At 63.7% G+C, this 18,154-nt stretch carries 21 protein-coding genes; 12 read left to right on the forward strand and 9 right to left on the reverse strand.

What is annotated here, in order from left to right:
- Positions 1 to 12: 12 nt before the first annotated feature.
- The 6 genes from hpf to AOA14_RS08010 are packed head-to-tail and all read right to left on the reverse strand — an operon-like array spanning position 13 to position 4,212.
- Positions 13 to 588, reverse strand: coding sequence for a ribosome hibernation-promoting factor, HPF/YfiA family (gene hpf, locus AOA14_RS07985; RefSeq protein ID WP_003042145.1), 576 nt, complete (start codon positions 586 to 588; stop codon positions 13 to 15).
- A gap of 47 nt (positions 589 to 635) precedes the next feature.
- Positions 636 to 1,337, reverse strand: a complete 702-nt coding sequence (dnaQ, locus tag AOA14_RS07990; protein WP_062901397.1) for a DNA polymerase III subunit epsilon — start codon at positions 1,335 to 1,337, stop codon at positions 636 to 638.
- A 19-nt stretch (positions 1,338 to 1,356) separates the two neighbouring features.
- Positions 1,357 to 1,980 carry a dephospho-CoA kinase gene (gene coaE, locus AOA14_RS07995; RefSeq protein ID WP_062901398.1) on the reverse strand — a complete coding sequence of 208 codons (624 nt, stop codon included), beginning with the start codon at positions 1,978 to 1,980 and terminating at the stop codon, positions 1,357 to 1,359.
- The gene (gene aroE, locus AOA14_RS08000; RefSeq protein WP_062901399.1) at positions 1,977 to 2,801 is read right to left on the reverse strand and encodes a shikimate dehydrogenase; all 825 of its coding nucleotides are present in this window, start codon (positions 2,799 to 2,801) and stop codon (positions 1,977 to 1,979) included. The genes coaE and aroE overlap by 4 nt, the downstream gene beginning before the upstream one ends.
- The gene (locus AOA14_RS08005; RefSeq protein WP_082819859.1) at positions 2,798 to 3,394 is read right to left on the reverse strand and encodes a Maf family protein; all 597 of its coding nucleotides are present in this window, start codon (positions 3,392 to 3,394) and stop codon (positions 2,798 to 2,800) included. Before AOA14_RS08005 ends, aroE begins: the two co-directional genes overlap by 4 nt.
- Entirely contained in the window at positions 3,394 to 4,212 is an 819-nt protein-coding gene (locus AOA14_RS08010; RefSeq protein ID WP_062901400.1) for a pyruvate, water dikinase regulatory protein, read from the reverse strand. The genes AOA14_RS08005 and AOA14_RS08010 overlap by 1 nt, the downstream gene beginning before the upstream one ends.
- Positions 4,213 to 4,548: 336 nt before the next feature.
- Between AOA14_RS08010 and hemE the strand changes: the two genes are divergently transcribed.
- The 6 genes from hemE (at position 4,549) to AOA14_RS08040 (ending at position 8,968) form a co-directional block, all read left to right on the forward strand.
- Positions 4,549 to 5,577, forward strand: a complete 1,029-nt coding sequence (gene hemE / locus AOA14_RS08015; RefSeq protein ID WP_062901401.1) for a uroporphyrinogen decarboxylase — start codon at positions 4,549 to 4,551, stop codon at positions 5,575 to 5,577.
- Between the two features lie 4 nt (positions 5,578 to 5,581).
- On the forward strand, positions 5,582 to 6,034 hold the full coding sequence (locus tag AOA14_RS08020; protein ID WP_062901402.1) for a CopD family protein: 453 nt from the start codon (positions 5,582 to 5,584) through the stop codon (positions 6,032 to 6,034).
- A 193-nt stretch (positions 6,035 to 6,227) separates the two neighbouring features.
- Positions 6,228 to 7,484: a transcription termination factor Rho gene (gene rho, locus AOA14_RS08025; RefSeq protein ID WP_003042126.1), complete on the forward strand. Its 1,257-nt coding sequence runs from the start codon at positions 6,228 to 6,230 to the stop codon at positions 7,482 to 7,484.
- A 6-nt stretch (positions 7,485 to 7,490) separates the two neighbouring features.
- Complete coding sequence (locus AOA14_RS08030; RefSeq protein ID WP_062901403.1) at positions 7,491 to 7,784, forward strand: antibiotic biosynthesis monooxygenase family protein; 294 nt, start codon at positions 7,491 to 7,493, stop codon at positions 7,782 to 7,784.
- A gap of 8 nt (positions 7,785 to 7,792) precedes the next feature.
- On the forward strand, positions 7,793 to 8,503 hold the full coding sequence (locus AOA14_RS08035) for a TerC family protein (RefSeq protein ID WP_062901404.1): 711 nt from the start codon (positions 7,793 to 7,795) through the stop codon (positions 8,501 to 8,503).
- A 63-nt stretch (positions 8,504 to 8,566) separates the two neighbouring features.
- Positions 8,567 to 8,968 (forward strand): DUF1489 family protein, encoded by a 402-nt coding sequence (locus tag AOA14_RS08040; protein WP_062901405.1) that lies wholly within the window; start codon positions 8,567 to 8,569, stop codon positions 8,966 to 8,968.
- On the opposite strand, the gene AOA14_RS08045 is transcribed toward AOA14_RS08040, so the two are convergent.
- Genes AOA14_RS08045 through AOA14_RS08055 form a run of 3 tightly spaced genes read right to left on the reverse strand, consistent with a single transcriptional unit; the run spans position 8,965 to position 11,684 of the window.
- A complete protein-coding gene (locus AOA14_RS08045; RefSeq protein ID WP_062901406.1) occupies positions 8,965 to 10,563 on the reverse strand; it encodes an FMN-binding glutamate synthase family protein in 1,599 nt (532 codons plus the stop codon). The two genes, AOA14_RS08040 and AOA14_RS08045, sit on opposite strands and share 4 nt — an antisense overlap.
- Positions 10,564 to 10,578: 15 nt before the next feature.
- Entirely contained in the window at positions 10,579 to 10,989 is a 411-nt protein-coding gene (locus AOA14_RS08050; protein ID WP_062901407.1) for a nuclear transport factor 2 family protein, read from the reverse strand.
- Positions 10,986 to 11,684 (reverse strand): dienelactone hydrolase family protein, encoded by a 699-nt coding sequence (locus AOA14_RS08055; protein WP_062901408.1) that lies wholly within the window; start codon positions 11,682 to 11,684, stop codon positions 10,986 to 10,988. The genes AOA14_RS08050 and AOA14_RS08055 overlap by 4 nt, the downstream gene beginning before the upstream one ends.
- 92 nt (positions 11,685 to 11,776) lie before the next feature.
- On the opposite strand from AOA14_RS08055, the gene AOA14_RS08060 reads away from it, so the two are divergent.
- The 6 genes from AOA14_RS08060 (at position 11,777) to AOA14_RS08085 (ending at position 17,951) form a co-directional block, all read left to right on the forward strand.
- On the forward strand, positions 11,777 to 12,073 hold the full coding sequence (locus AOA14_RS08060; protein WP_062901409.1) for a DUF6489 family protein: 297 nt from the start codon (positions 11,777 to 11,779) through the stop codon (positions 12,071 to 12,073).
- 44 nt (positions 12,074 to 12,117) lie between these two features.
- Positions 12,118 to 13,401 carry a tRNA uridine-5-carboxymethylaminomethyl(34) synthesis GTPase MnmE gene (gene mnmE, locus AOA14_RS08065; protein ID WP_062901410.1) on the forward strand — a complete coding sequence of 428 codons (1,284 nt, stop codon included), beginning with the start codon at positions 12,118 to 12,120 and terminating at the stop codon, positions 13,399 to 13,401.
- A gap of 86 nt (positions 13,402 to 13,487) precedes the next feature.
- Positions 13,488 to 15,359 carry a tRNA uridine-5-carboxymethylaminomethyl(34) synthesis enzyme MnmG gene (gene mnmG, locus AOA14_RS08070; protein ID WP_062901411.1) on the forward strand — a complete coding sequence of 624 codons (1,872 nt, stop codon included), beginning with the start codon at positions 13,488 to 13,490 and terminating at the stop codon, positions 15,357 to 15,359.
- A gap of 301 nt (positions 15,360 to 15,660) precedes the next feature.
- Entirely contained in the window at positions 15,661 to 16,212 is a 552-nt protein-coding gene (gene rsmG, locus AOA14_RS08075; RefSeq protein WP_238929754.1) for a 16S rRNA (guanine(527)-N(7))-methyltransferase RsmG, read from the forward strand.
- Positions 16,209 to 16,991: a ParA family protein gene (locus tag AOA14_RS08080; protein WP_062901413.1), complete on the forward strand. Its 783-nt coding sequence runs from the start codon at positions 16,209 to 16,211 to the stop codon at positions 16,989 to 16,991. The genes rsmG and AOA14_RS08080 overlap by 4 nt, the downstream gene beginning before the upstream one ends.
- The gene (locus AOA14_RS08085; protein WP_062901414.1) at positions 16,992 to 17,951 is read left to right on the forward strand and encodes a ParB/RepB/Spo0J family partition protein; all 960 of its coding nucleotides are present in this window, start codon (positions 16,992 to 16,994) and stop codon (positions 17,949 to 17,951) included.
- The last annotated feature ends 203 nt before the right edge of the window (positions 17,952 to 18,154 follow it).

Raw genomic sequence — 18,154 nt, forward strand, 5'->3', positions numbered from 1 at the left:
CCCTATTGTCTGCTAGCGCGGCTCGACCCAGCCAATGGTGCCGTCGCGGCGGCGATAGACCATGTTGTGCGACCCCGTCTTGCTGTTGACGAAAAGCAGCGCATTGGTGTCACGCAAATCAAGCATCATGACCGCATCGGACACGCTGCTCGTCGGGATATCGACGCGGGTTTCGGCGATGATCGCCGGCGCATCGCCTGCATCTTCATCATCGGTGCCGCCGTCGAAAACGACATAGCTGGCATTGTCCTCGATCGTCTCGATCGTCACCAACTGCGCACCATTGCCATTGTTGCGATCCTTCAGCCGGCGCATATAGCGGCGCAGCTGCTTTTCGATACGGTCGGCCGCGCCCTCGAACGCAACATGCGCGTCCTGCGCCTGGCCATGGCCTTTCAGGACCAGACCCTGCATGACATGCGCGACAATGTCGCACTGGAAACTGTCGTGCGGTCCCTTTCCGAAGGTCGCGTGCGCCCCGATCGCGCGCGAGAAATATTTGTCGGCAATCGCGTTCATCCGGTCCGACACATGCGCCTGCAGCGCTTCGCCGGTTTCGATCTGGTGGCCAGAGACGCGGATTTCCATTTTTCTTCTCCTTCAGTCATGTCCACGGGATCGCGGGGGAGCCGCGATCAGGGACTATCGTGCCACAGAGGTTGATTGAGTGTGGCGACGAATTCTGCATGACGCGCCAGTTCGGCCGGGGTTGCACCGTGCGGGCGCGGTTCGCGAAACGGGCGGGTGGGGGCGACGGATCGGACGGGTGCCGGTGCGGCACCCCGCGCCGCGGCGGCGGGTTCGGCGGCGAGCCCCAGCCCGATCTGCCGCCCGCCGGTCATTTCGATATAAAGGTGCGCCAGCAGTTCGGCGTCGAGCAGCGCGCCGTGCTTGACGCGGTGGCTGCGGTCGATGCCGTAGCGCGTGCAAAGCGCATCGAGGCTGTGCTTGGCGCCCGGATGAAGCTTGCGCGCCATCTGCACGGTGCAGCACATGCGCGCCATATCGAGCGGCGGCCGGCCGACGCGCGCCAGCTCGGCGTTGACGAAGCCGAAGTCGAAAGCGGCGTTGTGCGCCACCATCGGCGCATCGCCAAGAAAGTCGAGCAATTCGTCGACGCGCGCGGCAAAGAGCGGCTTGTCGGACAGAAACTGGATCGAAAGGCCGTGCACCGCCTCGGCCTCGGCGGGCATATCGCGTTCGGGATGAAAATAGGCGTGAAAGGTCCGCCCCGATTCGCGGCGGTCGATCAATTCGATGCACCCGATTTCGACCAGCCTGTGCCCCGTTCTGGGGTCGAGGCCCGTGGTTTCCGTATCGAAGATTATCTCACGCATCTTTCAAACAATCTGGACCCTATTGCGCATGGAAACAAGAGGCGATCCGCCGAATCTGACGATGGGTCTCGCTTTTCGGGCGGCCGGTTTCGATCAGGAAATCGGCGCGCGCGCGCTTGACGCGATCGGGAACCTGCAGGCCCCGGATCGCCTTGAACTTTGCATTGGTCATGCCGGGCCGGCGCAGCACGCGTTTGCGCTGGATCCACATCGGTGCGGTGACGACGGCGACTGCGCCGACGCGGTGCCAGCCCCCTTTTTCGAACAGGAGCGGAATGTCGAGCACGACGACATCGCGCGCGCGGTGACGGGCAAGGAATTTCTTCTGCGCGCGGCCGACTGCGGGATGGACGATCGCTTCGAGTGCGACAAGCTCGTGGCGGTTGCCGAGCACGCGGCGGCCGAGTTCCTGGCGATCGACGCCGCGCGGACCGGTGGTGCCGGGAAAGCGCGCCTCGATCGCGGCGACCAAGGCACCGCCGGGACCTTGCAGGCGGTGAACTTCGGCATCGGCGTCGAACACCGGCACCCCTTCGCGTTCGAACATCGTTGCCGCGGTCGACTTCCCCATGCCGATCGAACCCGTCAGGCCGAGAATGAACGGTCGGCGAAGCCGCGATCCGGGGCGCTTGTAATGCGTCATGCGGTGAGAATCGCGCGCAATTCCTCGTCGCGACCTTCGGGCGGCGGCGCGCCGAAAAACAGCTCGAACGCCAAGGCCGCCTGACCGATCAGCATGTCGAGCCCATCGACGATGTCCAGCCCGCGCGCGTCCGCAGCGCGGAGCAGCCCTGTCATCAGCGGCGCGTAAACAAGATCGTATACGATCGCATCGTCGGGCAACGGTGACAGATCGAGATCGAGCGGCGGCTGCCCCGTCATGCCAAGACTGCTCGAATTCACGAGCAACGCGGCCGGCGGAAGCGGGGCATCGAGCGCGACGACATCGCCCTTGAGGCCAAATGTGGCAAGCAGGCCCATCGCCTTCAGCGGCGAACGGTTGAGGATGGTGACATGCCCCACGTTCGCGCGCGCGAGCGCAAAAAGCACCGCTCGCGCCGCGCCCCCGGCGCCGATTAGCGCGACCGGCGCGCCTTCGAGATCGAGTTCGGCGAGCGGGGAATAAAAGCCCGCGGCGTCGGTGTTGGTCCCGATAAGCGATCCGTCGCGTTGCCGCACGATCGTGTTCATCGCACCGATCGTGCCGCGAATGTCGCCCGGATCATCGACCAGATCCATCACCGCGATCTTGTGCGGGATGGTTACATTGCATCCGCGCCAGGCGGGATCGGTCCGGCGCTGGGCGATATAGGCGGCCAGATCGTCAGGTTTCACATGCGCGGGCCGATAGTCGCCCTTCATTCCCAGCGCATCGAGCCAGAAGCGATGAATCAGCGGCGATTTCGACTGGGCAATCGGATCGCCGATCACCTCGGCATAAGGCGCGGGCTCGGCAGCGGTCATTGCGGCGCCAGTCCGGTGGCGCGCAGCCATGCCATCAACGGCAGCATCGGCATGCCGATGATCGTCCAGGGATCGCCTTCGACCCGATCGAACAATTGCACGCCCGCCCCCTCGATTTCGTAACAGCCGACGGTCCAGCGGATGCTGTCCCAATGCTGCGCCACATAGTCGGCGATGAAGGCGTCCGACAAGGGCCGCATCCACAGCCGCGCCTCGCCGATCGCGCGCCAGACCGGCGCGCCGTCGCGCGCTGCAACGACCGCGCTGAACAATTTGTGCCGCGTCCCCGCCATGCGGCGCAGATGGTCTGCCGCCTCATCGGGGCTCGCGGGCTTGGCGAGCATTGTTCCATCGGCAAGCGCGAGCGTCGAATCGGCACCGATTACGGTAACGCCAGGCAGCCGAGAAGAAATCTTGATCGCCTTGGCCTCCGCCAGCGCATCGGCAATGTTGCGCGCCGTCTGGCCGGCGGCAACGAGACCGGCCGTCAGCGCTTCTTCATCGACATGCGCCGCGGTCGCTTCGAACGCGATGCCGGCAGCGCGCAGCATCGCTGCGCGGCCGCTGCTCTGCGATGCAAGGACGATCTGCATCACGCCGTCCGGCCCCCGCGATCCTCGACCAGCTTGATCACCGCAGCCGCCGTTTCCTCGATCGAACGGCGCGTCACGTCGATCACCGGCCAGTCATTGTCGGCGAACATGCGGCGGGCATAAGCGATTTCGGCTTTCACGCGTTCATCGTCCACATAGGCGGTTTCGGGCGCCTGATTGAGCGAGAGCAGACGGTTGCGGCGCACCTGGACGAGGCGGTCGAGGCTGGTCGTCAGCCCGACGACGAGCGGACGCTTCAGATGATAGAGGGCGTCGGGCGGCGGCGATTCAGGAACGATCGGAATATTGGCCGTCTTGTACCCCCGGTTCGCCAGATAGATGCTCGTCGGCGTTTTGGAGGTTCGCGAGACGCCAGCGAGCAGAATGTCGGCCTGTTCCCAATTTTCCCAGCCGATCCCATCGTCATGCGCGACGGTGAACTGGATCGCCTCGACGCGCGCGAAATAGGCGGCATCGAGCGCATGCTGACGGCCCGGCCGCGCCTTGGCTTCCTGCCCGAGCATGCGCGACAAGGCATCGGTTACGGCGTCGAGCGCGGGAACAAGCGGCAGGCCCTGGGCCTCGGCGCGGCGCTCGAGACTGGCGCGCAACTCACCGTTGACGAGGGTGAAGAGGATCATGCCGGGGCTCGCCTGGACCTCCGCCATGATCCGGTCGAGATGCGATTCCGAGCGCACCATCGGCCAGAAATGGCGTACGACTTCGACGTCGTCGAACTGTGCGATCGCCGCCTTGGCGATATTTTCGAGCGTTTCGCCGGTGGAATCGGATATCAGGTGAAGGTGGAGGCGGTCCATCACCTCTCTTGCCGCCTTGCGATCCGAAAAGGCAAGCCGTGAAGCGAAATTCCGAGGCTGTGGATAAGTTCGCGGACAAGCCCCGGGATGAAATCGGCAGGGCGATTCCATCCCCGGCCGCGTCGATTCCGTCCCACCGCTTATCCACAAGGGACGAGTCTTATCCACAGGCTGTGAATAGCGGGGATAAGAGCCAACGACTCCGTGGCGTTTGGCGGACCAGCCGGAGTCAAGCTGTTGGCAAAAAGGGCGGCTGCGCCTAAAGCGCGCTTATCCGCCCGCCAACAATCCACCACAATCATTTATATATATTATGAAGAGAGAAAGAGGGGCCGCGTGAAGGCGTCATCGAAGAGCTTGCTGGCAACGCTGCGTGGGGTGCGGCAGGAACGGCCCGCCCTGTGGCTGATGCGCCAGGCCGGTCGCTATCTTCCCGAATATCGTGCGTTGCGGGCGACGAAGGGCGGCTTTCTGGAACTATGCTATGATCCAGAAGCTGCGGCCGAAGTAACATTGCAGCCGATCCGCCGCTTCGGATTCGACGGTGCCATTCTCTTTTCGGACATTCTGGTCGTGCCGCATGCGCTGGGGCAGCGGCTGTGGTTCGAGACGGGTGAGGGGCCGCGGCTGGCCCCGGCACTCGTCGATAGCGCTCTGGCGTCGCTTGAGGCGGCGCCTGAGCGGCTCGACGCGGTCTATGCTACCGTAGCGCGCGTGGCAGCTGCCTTGCCGCCCCAGACGACCTTTCTGGGATTTGCCGGCAGTCCCTGGACGGTCGCCACCTATATGGTCGCCGGCCAGGGATCGAAGGACCAGGCCGCCGCCCGGCGCATGGCGCTCTCTGATCCGGTGGCATTCGGCGCGATCATCGATGCGATCGTCGACCTCAGCGTGACCTATTTGTCGGGGCAGATCGAACAGGGGGTCGAGGCGGTCCAGTTGTTCGACAGCTGGGCAGGAAGCCTGTCGCCTGCCGAGTTCGAACGCTGGGTGATCGCCCCCAATGCCGAAATCGTCCGGCAACTGAAGGCGCTCCATCCCCACACGCCGATCATCGGTTTCCCGAAGGGCGCGGGCGGCAAGCTGGCGGCATATGCCCGCGGGGTCGGCGCCGATGCGATCGGTCTTGACGAAACGGTCGATCCCGCTTGGGCCAATGATGATCTTCCCGATCATCTACCGGTGCAGGGCAATCTTGATCCGCTCGCGCTGGTCGCCGGCGGCCCGGCTCTTGACGCTGCGATCGATCGCATCCTTGCAGCTTTCCCCGAACGGCCCCATATCTTCAATCTCGGCCATGGTATCGTGCCCGACACGCCCATAGCCCATGTCGAACATCTGATCAGGCGCGTGCGAGGCGAGTAGCGGGATGGCAGACTGGACTGGATTTCTGGGGGTCACGATGTTGTGGGTGAAAGCGGCGCATGTGATTTTCGTCATCTTCCTGATGGCGGGTCTTTTCATGATGCCGCGCTTTTTCGTCTATCATCACCAATGTGCGGTGGGGTCGGACGAGGACAGGAAATGGATCGAGCGCGAAGATCGCCTGCGCAAGATCATCCTCAATCCCTCGCTCGTCCTCGTCTGGATCCTGGGTCTGATGCTCGCTTTCAATGGTGGCTATTGGTCGCAGGGCTGGTTTCACGCCAAGCTCCTGCTTGTCCTGCTTCTGTCGGGCTATCACGGCTGGACGATCGGCTATTTCAAGAAGCTGAAGCGCGGCGAACGACCTCTGTCCGAAAAGCGCCTGCGGATGCTCAACGAGGTACCGGGCGTAGCCGCGGCGATCATCGTCATTCTGGCGGTCGTCCGGCCCTTTTGACCTCTCGTCTCGGCGACAGCCGATTGACTTGACGAAATCGGCGGCTTAGGGGCCGATCAACCCGGCTTTCCGTCGGCGGCGTCGATCTCGGCGCCGAAGCTATCGTGAACGGTCGTCCCCCGGCCGGATAGGCACCGCCTGGTGCGCCGTATCGAACGAATTTTCCTATATTTCTGTTACCTGGAATCCATCCATGCATCTTAAAGAACTCAAGACAAAATCGCCCGCGCAGCTCGTCGAAATGGCTGAAGAGCTGGGCGTCGAGGGCGCCTCGACGCTGCGCAAGCAGGATCTGATGTTTTCGATCCTCAAGGAGCTCGCCGAAGAGGGCGAGGAAATCATCGGATCGGGAACGATCGAGGTTCTGCCCGACAGCTTCGGTTTTCTGCGAAGTCCCGAAGCCAATTATCTTGCCGGTCCCGACGACATCTATGTGTCGCCCAATCAGGTCCGCAAATATGGTCTGCGCACCGGCGACACCGTCGAGGGCGAAATTCGCGCGCCGAAGGACGGCGAACGCTATTTCGCGCTGACCAAGCTGATCAGCGTCAATTTCGACAATCCTGAGGTCGTGCGCCACCGCGTCAATTTCGACAATCTGACGCCGCTCTATCCGAACCAGAAGCTCAAGCTCGATACGATCGATCCGACCGTCAAGGACAAGTCGGCGCGCGTGATCGATCTCGTCAGCCCGCAGGGCAAGGGCCAGCGCGCGCTGATCGTCGCGCCGCCGCGCACGGGTAAGACGGTGCTGCTGCAAAATATCGCGAAGGCGATCACCGACAATCACCCCGAGGTCTATCTGATCGTCCTGCTGATCGACGAGCGGCCCGAGGAAGTCACCGACATGCAGCGCAGCGTCAATGGCGAGGTCGTCTCCTCGACCTTCGACGAGCCCGCGACGCGCCACGTCCAGGTCGCCGAAATGGTGATCGAAAAGGCGAAGCGGCTAGTCGAGCACAAAAAGGATGTCGTCATCCTGCTCGACTCGATCACCCGCCTCGGCCGCGCATACAACACCGTAGTGCCGAGCTCGGGCAAGGTTCTGACCGGCGGTGTCGATGCGAACGCGCTTCAGCGTCCCAAGCGCTTCTTCGGTGCTGCGCGCAATATCGAGGAAGGCGGATCGCTGTCGATCATCGCGACCGCGCTGATCGATACCGGCAGCCGCATGGACGAAGTCATCTTCGAAGAATTCAAGGGCACGGGTAACAGCGAAATCGTCCTCGACCGCAAGGTCGCCGACAAGCGCATTTTCCCGTCGCTCGACGTCGGCAAGTCGGGCACCCGAAAGGAAGAACTGCTCGTCGAAAAGGACAAGCTCAGCAAAATGTGGGTGCTGCGCCGCATCCTCATGCAGATGGGCACGGTCGATGCGATGGAATTCCTGCTCGACAAGATCAAGGATTCCAAGACCAACGAAGATTTCTTCGACAGCATGAACCAGTAAGCCGCGATGGCCGTGATCGAGCATGCCTTGCTGCCGGTCCGGCCTGGAATGGAAGTGGAATTCGAAGCGGCCATCGCCAAAGCGCGGCCGCTGATCGAAGCCTCGCCCGGCTTCATTTCGCTGACCCTTCGTCGGCCGTTGGGAACCGGACAGCCCTATCTGTTGTTGGCAGAATGGCGAACGGTCGCGGATCATCGCGATGGTTTTCGTCGATCCGACCGCTATGAACGGTGGCGGGCGCTGCTGCATCGCTTTTACGACCCCGTGCCGGGGGTGAGCTATTTCGGAGACGCTGTGTGATTTTGGACATGTTGACGCAGGCGGCGGCCACTGCCGGGCCCGGTGGGTTCGGCGAAATCTGGTCGCACATCGTCGCCGATTTTTCGAACATCACTGAACCCGCCGCGCTCGCTGCCTTCGTGCAGGTGCTGATGATCGACATCGTGCTGGCCGGCGACAATGCCATCGTCGTCGGCGCGCTCGCCGCAGGACTGCCCGCCGATCAGCGCAAGAAGGTGATCCTGATCGGCGTTCTGGCGGCGCTCGTCCTGCGCATTGCCTTTGCCCTTGTCGTCACGCAGTTGATGCAGATCGTCGGTCTGATCTTCGTCGGCGGTCTGCTGCTGATCTGGGTCGCCTGGAAGATGTGGCGCGAACTACGCGAAGGCGCGCATTCGGCCGGATCACCCGAGATTGAGGGCGACGAACATTCGGGGTTGAAGCCTGCCAAAAGCTTTGCCGCCGCCGCCTGGGCGGTCGCGATCGCCGACGTCAGCATGAGTCTCGACAATGTGCTTGCGGTTGCCGGCGCGGCGCGCGAGCATCCGGGCATCCTGATCGTCGGGCTGATCTTCGCGGTCGCACTGATGGGTATCGCGGCGAATATCATCGCCAAATATATCGAGCGCTATCGCTGGATCGCCTATGTCGGCCTTGCCGTCATCCTCTATGTCGCGGTCAAGATGATCCACGAAGGCTGGATCGACCCCGCGGTCGGGCTGGGAACATTGTTCGGCTGAACAAAAGCCGGTCTCGTGAGAGGCCGGCTTTTCTTTTAGCGGCGGAATCCCCATTTGGCGGATATGGCAAAGCTCCATCTCACCCGTGTTGCTGTGGGTTGTCCCGACTATCCGTCGCTGGATGCGCGGATTGCCGCACGCGCAGAGCAGGGCGAAGTGCGGTTCACGACGCGGTTCAAGCCGAAACGTGCCGACGAACTGATCGGCGGCAGATTGCATTTCATCATTCGTCACATGATCGTCGGGCGCGTCGAAATCCTGGCTTTTGACGATCGGGATGATGGGCGGGTCGATATTGTGTGTGCGGCCAGGCTCGAACCCGTTCATCCGCAGCCCAAGCGTGCGCACCAGGGCTGGCGTTATCTGAGCGAGGCCGATGCGCCCAAGACTGCGGATGGCGCGAGCGGAATCGGCGATCTGCCGCCCGAGCTCTATCGCGAATTGGCGGCGATCAGCCTGATCTAGCGCTCACCGGGCGTGCCTTCGATGGCGGCGCGAAAGCTGTCGGCACGCGCCATGGCCCAATAGCGCGCGCTGGCGACCGATCCCGGATCGTCGAGCAGAATGGAGCGCGGGTAGAAGCTGTAGATGCGGTCGATCGAATCCGAGCGTGCCGAATTCAGCCGCTCGTGGAGATGGTGCGGCCTTATCTGCCATGGATCGTCGAGCCCCATTGCGCAGCTGATATCCCATAGCGCCGACACGGTGGACGCCTGGAACCGGCGGACCCGTTCGGCCTTGTCCTCGACGACCAGACCGCGTTGGCGTCCGGCATCCTGCGTTGCCACGCCCGTCGGACATTCGTCGGTGTGGCATTTGAGCGACTGGACGCAGCCGAGACTGAACATGAAAGCGCGCGCCGCGTTGGACCAGTCGGCGCCGAGGGCGCAATTGACCGCGAGCCCGGCGCCCGAATGCACCTTGCCCGAGGCGGCTAGACGGATTTCTTCCTTGAGCCCGCAGCCGACAAGCGCGTTGCGGACGAAGATCAAGCCTTCGCGAAGCGGCATGCCGACGCGGTTCGAAAATTCAACCGGAGCGGCGCCGGTGCCGCCTTCGGCGCCGTCGACGACGATATAGTCGAGGCGGATTCCCGTCTCGAGCATGGCCTTCATGACGGCATAGATTTCGTGCGGCTGGCCGACGCAGAGCTTGATCCCGACCGGCTTTCCGCCGGTGAGATCGCGTAGCTTCGCCGCCCATTCGACCATTTCTATCGGCGTCGAGAAAGCGGAATGCGCGGCCGGCGACACGCAATCCTTGCCTTCGGGAACTCCGCGCGTCGCAGCGATCTCGGCGCTCACCTTCGGGCCTGGCAAGACGCCGCCATGCCCCGGCTTCGCGCCTTGGCTGAGCTTGATTTCGATCATCTTGACCTGATCATGTTGCGCGGCATCGCGAAAGCGATCGGGGTCGAAACGACCTTCATCATCGCGGCAACCAAAATAGCCGCTGCCCAGCTCCCAGACGATGTCGCCGCCGTGGACACGGTGATAGGGGCTGAAGCCGCCTTCGCCGGTATCGTGGTAGAAATCGCCTGCCTTGGCGCCAAGATTGAGCGCCTCGATCGCCTTGGCGCCGAGCGACCCAAAGCTCATGGCCGAAATATTGAGGAGCGCCGCATCATAAGGCCGTGCGCATTGTGCGGTTCCGACGCGGACCCGCCGCGTCCGGTCATGCGCTTCGGCGGGCGCAATGCTGTGGCTCATCCATTCATATTCGTCCGAATAGACGTCGAGTTCGGTTCCGAAGGGATGGCTGTCGAGCTGCCCCTTGGCGCGGGCATAGACCAGATCGCGTTCGTTGCGCGCGAAGGGACGGCCGTCGAGCGGGCTTTCGACGACATAAGCGTAAAGAAAGGGCCGCAATGCCTCGAACAGCCAGCGGATGCGCGCGATCAGCGGATAGTTGCGGCGCAGCGAATGATGCGACTGCATGACGTCGTAAAGCGCCACGAGCAGCAACGGCGTCCAGATCAGCAAGCTCCAGCGCGCGGGCGCCCACCATAGCGCCAGCGCAATCGCAGCGATCAGGCCGGGAATGACGATCCATCGGCGCATGACAGGGAAACGCGGTCAGCCCGCCTGCGCTGCAAGCATCGCCGCCATTTTCTCCCAAACCTTGTTGATCGCCTTGAGCGGGCGAACCATAACCTTGAAATCCTGTATCTTTCCGTCGTCGTTCCAGCGAATTATATCGACGCCGTTGATGTGGATTCCCTCAAGTTCGGTTGAAAATTCGAGGCAAGCCTGGTTGCCGTCGGCGATTTCACGCAGATAGCGAAAATTTTCACCGCCGAGCACATGGCTCGCGGCGTGCAGATAGGCGAACACCTTGTCGCGGCCTTCTTGCGGCGAGTGAACGACGGGAGAATGAAATACCGCGTCGTCGGCCAGCATGGCGCGCAATGCTTCCGGATCGCCGCCCGCCGCCATATAGGCGTGCCAGGCGGCAAGTCCGGGATGGACGCCGGACCCGGCGCTCATGCAAGAGCCTCGGCGAAGAAATCGCGCGTCCGGCTGTCGGCAAGCTGCGCGCCATCGTCGTTGCGGCGATTGCCCATCGTTGCTGCGAAGCCATGGTCGAGGCCGGGATAATCGTGGAGCGTAACTTTGAGATTGGGATCGAGCGCTTCGTGGATCTTTGCCTGCGCGGCATGATCGACGAAATGATCCTCGGTCGGAATGTGGAGCATCAGCGGCTTGGCAATCGCATGCGCCTCGTTCAGCATCGTGTCGATCATGACGCCATAATAGCCGACCGAAGCGTCGATATCGGTTCGCGTCGCCGCCATATAGGCCAGCCGTCCGCCAAGGCAGAAGCCGACGCAGCCGACCTTGGTCGCGCCCTGGCTGTGCAGCCAGCGGATCGCGGCCTCGATATCCTTGACGCCCAGGTCGGCATCATATTGCCCGAAATAGCCAAGCGCTTCCTGAAATTCGGCCTCGATATCGGGGCTGAGTTCGACACCGGGCGCGAACCGCCAGAAAATGTCGGGGGCGATCGCCAGATAACCGAGCGCCGCCCAGTCGTCGGCCTTTTTGCGGATGCCTTCGTTCACGCCGAAGATCTCCGGGATTACGATGATGGCGCGCGTCGTGTCGGCATCGGGCCGCGCGACATAGGCGGGAATCCGGCCTTCTCCGTCGAGTGCGGCGATTTCGCTGTTGGTTGGCGACATGAGGGGCTCTCCTGACTCTTGCTTATTGGCTGTGAAAGCGCGAAGCTAGCCGCCGACAGGGCGACGCTCAAGCGCGGAAAGGGCGGAAAACAATGAAGTTCAACATCGAGGTCGATTGCACGCCCGAAGAGGCGCGGCGCTTGTTCGGACTTCCCGACCTCGAGCCGCTGCACGACATCTACCTCAGCCGCGTCAAGGAACTGATGGCGAAGGGGATCACGCCCGACATGGTCCAGTCGATGGTCAAGAGCTGGGTCCCGATGGGCGAGAGTGGATTGAACCTGGTTCAGTCGCTGCTCGGTCAATTCGGTGGCGGGCTGATGGGGGGGGCGGCGAAGCCCGCGGCCAAGGATGACGAGGACAAGCCGGCGCGGGGAAGCAAGCGCTGATCAACACGCCGGCAAGCGAAACAATTTTTGCCCTGTCGAGCGGGATGCCGCCGGCCGCGATCGCGGTTGTGCGGGTCAGCGGTGTGCACGCCGCCGATGCCGTGCGGGCGTTAGCGGGGCGTCTGCCGCCGCCGCGGCATGCGTCGCTTGCCGATCTCAAGGATGCAACGGGAGCGCCGCTCGATCGGGCGCTCATCCTCTGGTTTCCGGGACCGAATACGGCGACGGGCGAAGATCTGGCCGAGTTTCATCTGCATGGCGGCCGCGCAGTCGTCGCAGCGGTCGAATCGGCGCTGACAGCGCTTCCTGGGCTGCGCCGCGCCGAGGCGGGCGAATTCACCCGGCGCGCTTTTCTGAATGACCGGATCGATCTCGCCGAGGCCGAGGGGCTTGCCGATTTGCTTGCCGCCGAAACCGAAAGCCAGCGGGTGCAGGCGCTCGGGCTAGCCAGCGGCCATGTGTCGCGCGCGGTGGCCGCGTGGCAGGAACGCTTGCTGGCGTTGATGGCGGCGGCCGAGGCTGAGCTGAACTTTGCCGACGAAGATGACGTCGATGTTTACGAAGGCGCTGCCGCACGGTTGGTTGCGGGAATGGCGGCGCTGGCGGCCGAGTTGGGCGAGTGGCTGGCGCAACCGGCGGCCGAAGTGATTGCAGACGGGCTCTCGGTGGTGATCGCCGGGCCGCCGAACGCCGGAAAGTCTACACTTATCAACGCATTGGCGCAGCGTGAGTTGGCAATCGTATCTCCCGTCGCTGGGACGACCCGCGACGTCATCGAAACCCCGCTGGCGCTCGATGGCATTGCGATGCGCTTTTCGGACACCGCGGGATTGCGCGGCGAAGGCGCCGATGTCGTCGAAGCGATCGGTATCAATCGCGCACGCGCTGCGGTGGAGGCCGCAGACATCGTCCTGTGGCTCGGCCCGCCGCGTGACGCCCCCGACCATCCCCGCTGTATCCTGATCGCGGCGCAAGCCGACCGGTGGCGCGGCGACGCCGCTGCCGAAGCCGATGCGGCGCGCTGCGACCTGATCCTGTCGGCGGCGACGGGCGAAGGCATGGAGGCGTTGCATGGCATGATCGTCGACATGGCGCGAACGCTGCTGCCCCGCGAAGGCGAAGCGGCGCTACGCCAGCGTCAACGCGCTGCACTCGCCGACGCGAAACAATGGCTTGGCATCGACGCGGGGTCGCGCGAGGCGGGCGACCTCATCCTTATTGCCGAGCGCCTGCGGCTTGCCGCAGGTGCGCTCGACCGGATCACCGGGCGTGCTGGCGTCGAGGATATGCTCGATGCGTTGTTCGGACGCTTCTGCATCGGCAAATGATGTTCCACGTGGAACAGTTCGTGCAGCCGGCGTGCGTGCGGGCGCCGTAGACCGACCCCGCCGAATCGGCTAAAGGCGCGGCAATCATGGACAGCAGCAAGATTTTCGACGTGATTGTCGTCGGCGGGGGACACGCCGGGACCGAAGCCGCGGGCGCCGCTGCACGGCTCGGCGCGCGCGTTGCGCTCGTCAGTTTCGACCCGGCGCTGATCGGGACAATGTCGTGCAACCCGGCGATCGGCGGTCTCGGCAAGGGCCATCTGATGCGCGAGGTCGACGCGCTCGATGGCTGGATGGCGCGCGCCGCCGATTCCGCCGCGATTCACTATCGGATGCTCAATGCGTCGAAGGGCGCTGCGGTGCAAGGCCCGCGTATCCAGGCCGACCGGAAACTCTATCGCGATGCGATCCAGGCGTTGCTTGCAGCGGAGGAGGCGATTTGCGTCGTGGCCGGCGAAGCCGCGGCGCTGGTGCTTCGCGAAGGCGGTGCCCGCGTCGAAGGCATCGAACTGGGCGATGGGACGCGGCTCGTCGCGCCGGCTGTGGTGCTCGCGACGGGCACCTTCCTCGGCGGACGCCTGTTTCGGGGTGAGGAGCGCATGGTGGGCGGGCGGGTCGGCGAAGCCGGCGCACATCGGCTCGCCGAGCAATTGCGTGCCGCGGCTTTGCCGATGGCGCGGCTCAAGACCGGAACCCCGCCGCGGCTCGACGGGCGCACGATTGATTGGGCGCGGCTCGAGGAGCAACCCTCGGACAGCGCTGAAGGCGCGCGTTGGACCTGTTCCACGTGGAACAGCGAGCGGACAGTGTCGCAGATTTTCTGCGCGATTACGCGCACCAATGCCGAATCGCACCGCATCATCGCCGACAATCTCCACCGCTCGCCGCTGTTCACCGGTGCGATCGGGGCGGCTGGGCCGCGTTACTGTCCGTCGATCGAGGACAAGATCCACCGCTTCGCCGACCGCGAGGGGCATCAGGTGTTTCTCGAACCCGAGGGGCTCGATTCGCCGCTCGTCTATCCGAACGGCATTTCGACCTCGCTACCTGCCGACGTCCAGCTCGCGATGCTGCGCACGATGGAGGGTCTGGAACGCGTCGAGATGACGGTGCCCGGCTATGCGGTCGAATATGACCATATCGATCCGCGGGCGCTCGATCGCGGTCTGCAGGTGCGTGCAATTGCCGGTCTGTGGTGCGCGGGCCAGATAAACGGCACCACCGGATATGAGGAAGCGGCGGCACAGGGTCTGGTTGCGGGTGCGAATGCCGCGCTTGCGGTGCAGGGCCGCGAGCCGCTCATCCTCGATCGGTCCGAATCCTATATCGGAGTGATGGTCGACGATCTGGTTTTGCAGGGTGTCACCGAGCCCTATCGCATGCTCACCGCACGCGCCGAATATCGTCTCCGGCTGCGGGCCGATAACGCCGCGACGCGGTTGACGCCGAAGGGAATCGCGTTGGGGCTGGTGCGACCCGCGACGGCGGTGCAGTTCGAAGCGCGCATGGCGGAACGCGCGAGAGCAACGGAGCTGTTGTCAGCGCCGGTAACGAGCTCCGATTATGCCGCTATCGGCCTGGGACTGCCGGGCGACGGGGCGCCGCGGACGCGAATTGACCTGTTGCGCTATTCGGGTGTCGCGATCAGCGACCTTGCGGTGCTCGCGCCGGAGCTTGCCGACATCGACCCGACCCTACTCGCCGAACTGGCTGAGGACGCCCACTATGCGCCCTATATTGCGCGGCAAGAGGCTGAACTGCGTGCGCTCGCGGCGAATGAAGCCATCCTGCTTGACCCCGCGCTCGACTATGCTGCTATCGGCGGCTTGTCGCGCGAAATGGTCGAGCGGCTTACCAAAGCGCGGCCGGAAACGCTGGGCCAGGCGGGGCGCATCGACGGCGTGACCCCCGCTGCACTGACTGCGATCATGGTGCATAGTCGGCGACGGGCGGCGTGAGGTGGGCGTGGCCGACAATTCTCCCAGGGTTGATCGGTCAGGTGACGGATGCTTCTCGGCGCTTCCCCCAGCTGGCTGGCAATGAAGCAGGTCCGTGTGAAGGGCCTCGCGCCCCCGCCGCGGGACTCGAATACCGCTCGCAAGGCACCAGGGCGGGGTGAGGTCGAGGGCCATTGATCGACAGGACAATTTACGCATGACGATTGAATTGCTGACAAGCGAAGCGGAAGCACGCAGTTGGATCGGGGCGGCCTTCGCGCCAACCGAACAACAATGGGCGCAGCTCGATCGCTTTGCCGCGATGCTGGTGGAGGAGAACGCCCAGCAGAATCTGATTGCTGCATCGACAATCCCGACCTTGTGGGTGCGGCATATCGCCGACAGCGCGCAGTTGCTGGCGCTCGACGATGAGGGCGAAGGGCTCTGGATCGATCTCGGCAGCGGACCAGGGTTGCCCGGGCTGGTCGTCGCAATCCTGTCGTCACGGCCGATGCTGCTTGTCGAATCGCGGCGGCGGCGCTGCGATTTTTTGCGTGCGGTCGCGGGCGAACTTAATCTTGCACATGTCGAGGTTGTCGAAGCGCCGCTAGAACGCATCGCGACGCGCCCTGTGGCTACGATCAGCGCGCGGGCCTTTGCGCCGCTCGACAAGCTAATCAACTTATCCACGCGTTTTTCGACCGAATCGACGCGGTGGCTGCTGCCAAAGGGGCGAAACGCAGTTAAGGAACTGGCATCTCTGCCGGAGCCATGGCAGAGAATGTTCCACGTGGAACAGAGCCGGACGGACGCCGACAGCCAGATATTGGTTGGCATGGGGACGATCGGTGGAAAGCAGCGAGGAAAGCGATGATTCGTATCGCCGTGGCGAACCAGAAGGGCGGGGTCGGCAAGACGACGACCGCGATCAATCTGGCGACCGCGCTTGCGGCGACGGGCTGGCGCACGCTGATCATCGACCTCGACCCGCAGGGCAACGCTTCGACGGGGCTTGGAATTGCGCAGTCGCAGCGCGAATTTTCGAGTTATGAATTGCTGCGCGGCGATGCGCAGCTGGCCGATTGTGCCGTCCCGACGGCAGTGCCGCGGCTTGATATTGTCCCGGCGACGGTCGATCTGTCGGGCGCCGAGATCGAACTGATCGAATTTTCCGATCGGCTCCATCGCCTTGAGCAGGCGTTGACGAGTGCCGAGGCGGGGCAGTGGGATATCTGCCTGATCGATTGTCCGCCGTCGCTCGGCATGCTGACGCTCAACGCGCTGATTGCCGCCGAATCGCTGATCGTGCCGTTGCAGTGCGAATTTTTTGCGCTCGAGGGTTTGAGCCAGCTGCTCACTACGGTCGAGCGCGTGCGCGGTCGCTTCAACCAGAAATTGTCGATTCTGGGCGTCGCGCTGACGATGTTCGATCGCCGCAACCGGCTGACAGACCAGGTTTCGGACGATGTCCGCGAAGTGCTGGGGCCGGTGGTCTTTCAGACCGTCATTCCGCGCAACGTGCGACTGTCGGAAGCGCCGAGCCACGGTCTTCCGGCGCTGATCTATGACCATCGCTGCGCTGGATCGGCCGCGTATATCGCGCTCGCGCGCGAATTGATCGACCGCCTGCCCAATGTTCGCAAGGCTGCATAAATGGCTGATAATAAAGACGAAACTGGACCATCTGCGCCGCGCAAACGCCCGTCGGGGCTCGGCCGCGGGCTGAACGCGCTGTTCGGCGACGTGGCGGCTGAAGCTCCGGTACTCGCGAGTCCCGGTGCCGCCCGCCCGGCGACGACGGCACCTGCTGGCGATTCGGTGCAGCATATCGCGGTGGGCGCGATTCGCCCGCTTCCCGGCCAGCCGCGCCGCCACTTCGATGAAAATGCGATTGCCGAGCTTGCCGATTCTATCGGGACGCGCGGCCTGTTGCAGCCGATCATCGTCCGACGCGCGCCGGGAGGCGAGGGGTACCAGTTGGTCGCCGGCGAACGCCGCTGGCGCGCAGCGCAGCGCGCGGGGCTGCACCAGATTCCGGCGCTGGTGCGCGAACTCGACGACGCTGCGACCTATGAGATTGCGCTGGTCGAGAATATCCAGCGCCAGGATCTGAACGCGATCGAAGAGGCGAGCGCCTATCGCAAGCTGATCGAGGATTTCGGTCACAACCAGGAAGCGCTGGCAAAGCTGGTCGGCAAGTCGCGCAGCCATGTTGCGAATCTTATGCGCCTGCTCGACCTTCCTCTCGAAGTGCAGGATCTGGTCGGTGACGGATCGCTGTCGATGGGTCATGCGCGCGCGCTGATCGGGGCCGACGGCGCCGAGGCGATCGCGCGCAGGGTCGTCCAGGAAGGCTTGTCGGTGCGTATGGTCGAGGCGCTGGTGCGCGAGGCGAAGGGAGGCGGCCGCAAGGCGCCCGCCGAAAGCCCGACCGTGGCTGGCGGCGGGCGCGATCCCGACATCGTCGCGGTCGAACGGCATCTGTCTGAGCTGCTCGGAATTGGCGTTGCGATTCACTATGCGGGCGGCGGCAAGGGCGCGTTGACCCTGAAATTCGCGTCGCTCGACCAGCTCGACATGATCTGCCAGCGGCTGTCGGGCGAATCGATCTGATCGGCGCGCGCCGGGCCATGGCGATTCGCCGCTGATATTTTTCTGTCCGATGCGCTTAATCTGTCCCGCTGCGGGCCGTTAAAGGGGTGACGGCAATCCCCACGATTGGCCGAAAACTGGCTTAATGCCTTGTTTTTGCTCGCTTGCATCCTGCAGGGCGGGCCAATTCTATATGCGCTGTTAACCATGCTTGTTGGGCAAAA

The sequence above is a fragment of the Sphingopyxis terrae subsp. terrae NBRC 15098 genome, from assembly GCF_001610975.1.
In the GTDB taxonomy this organism is placed as follows: domain Bacteria; phylum Pseudomonadota; class Alphaproteobacteria; order Sphingomonadales; family Sphingomonadaceae; genus Sphingopyxis; species Sphingopyxis terrae_A.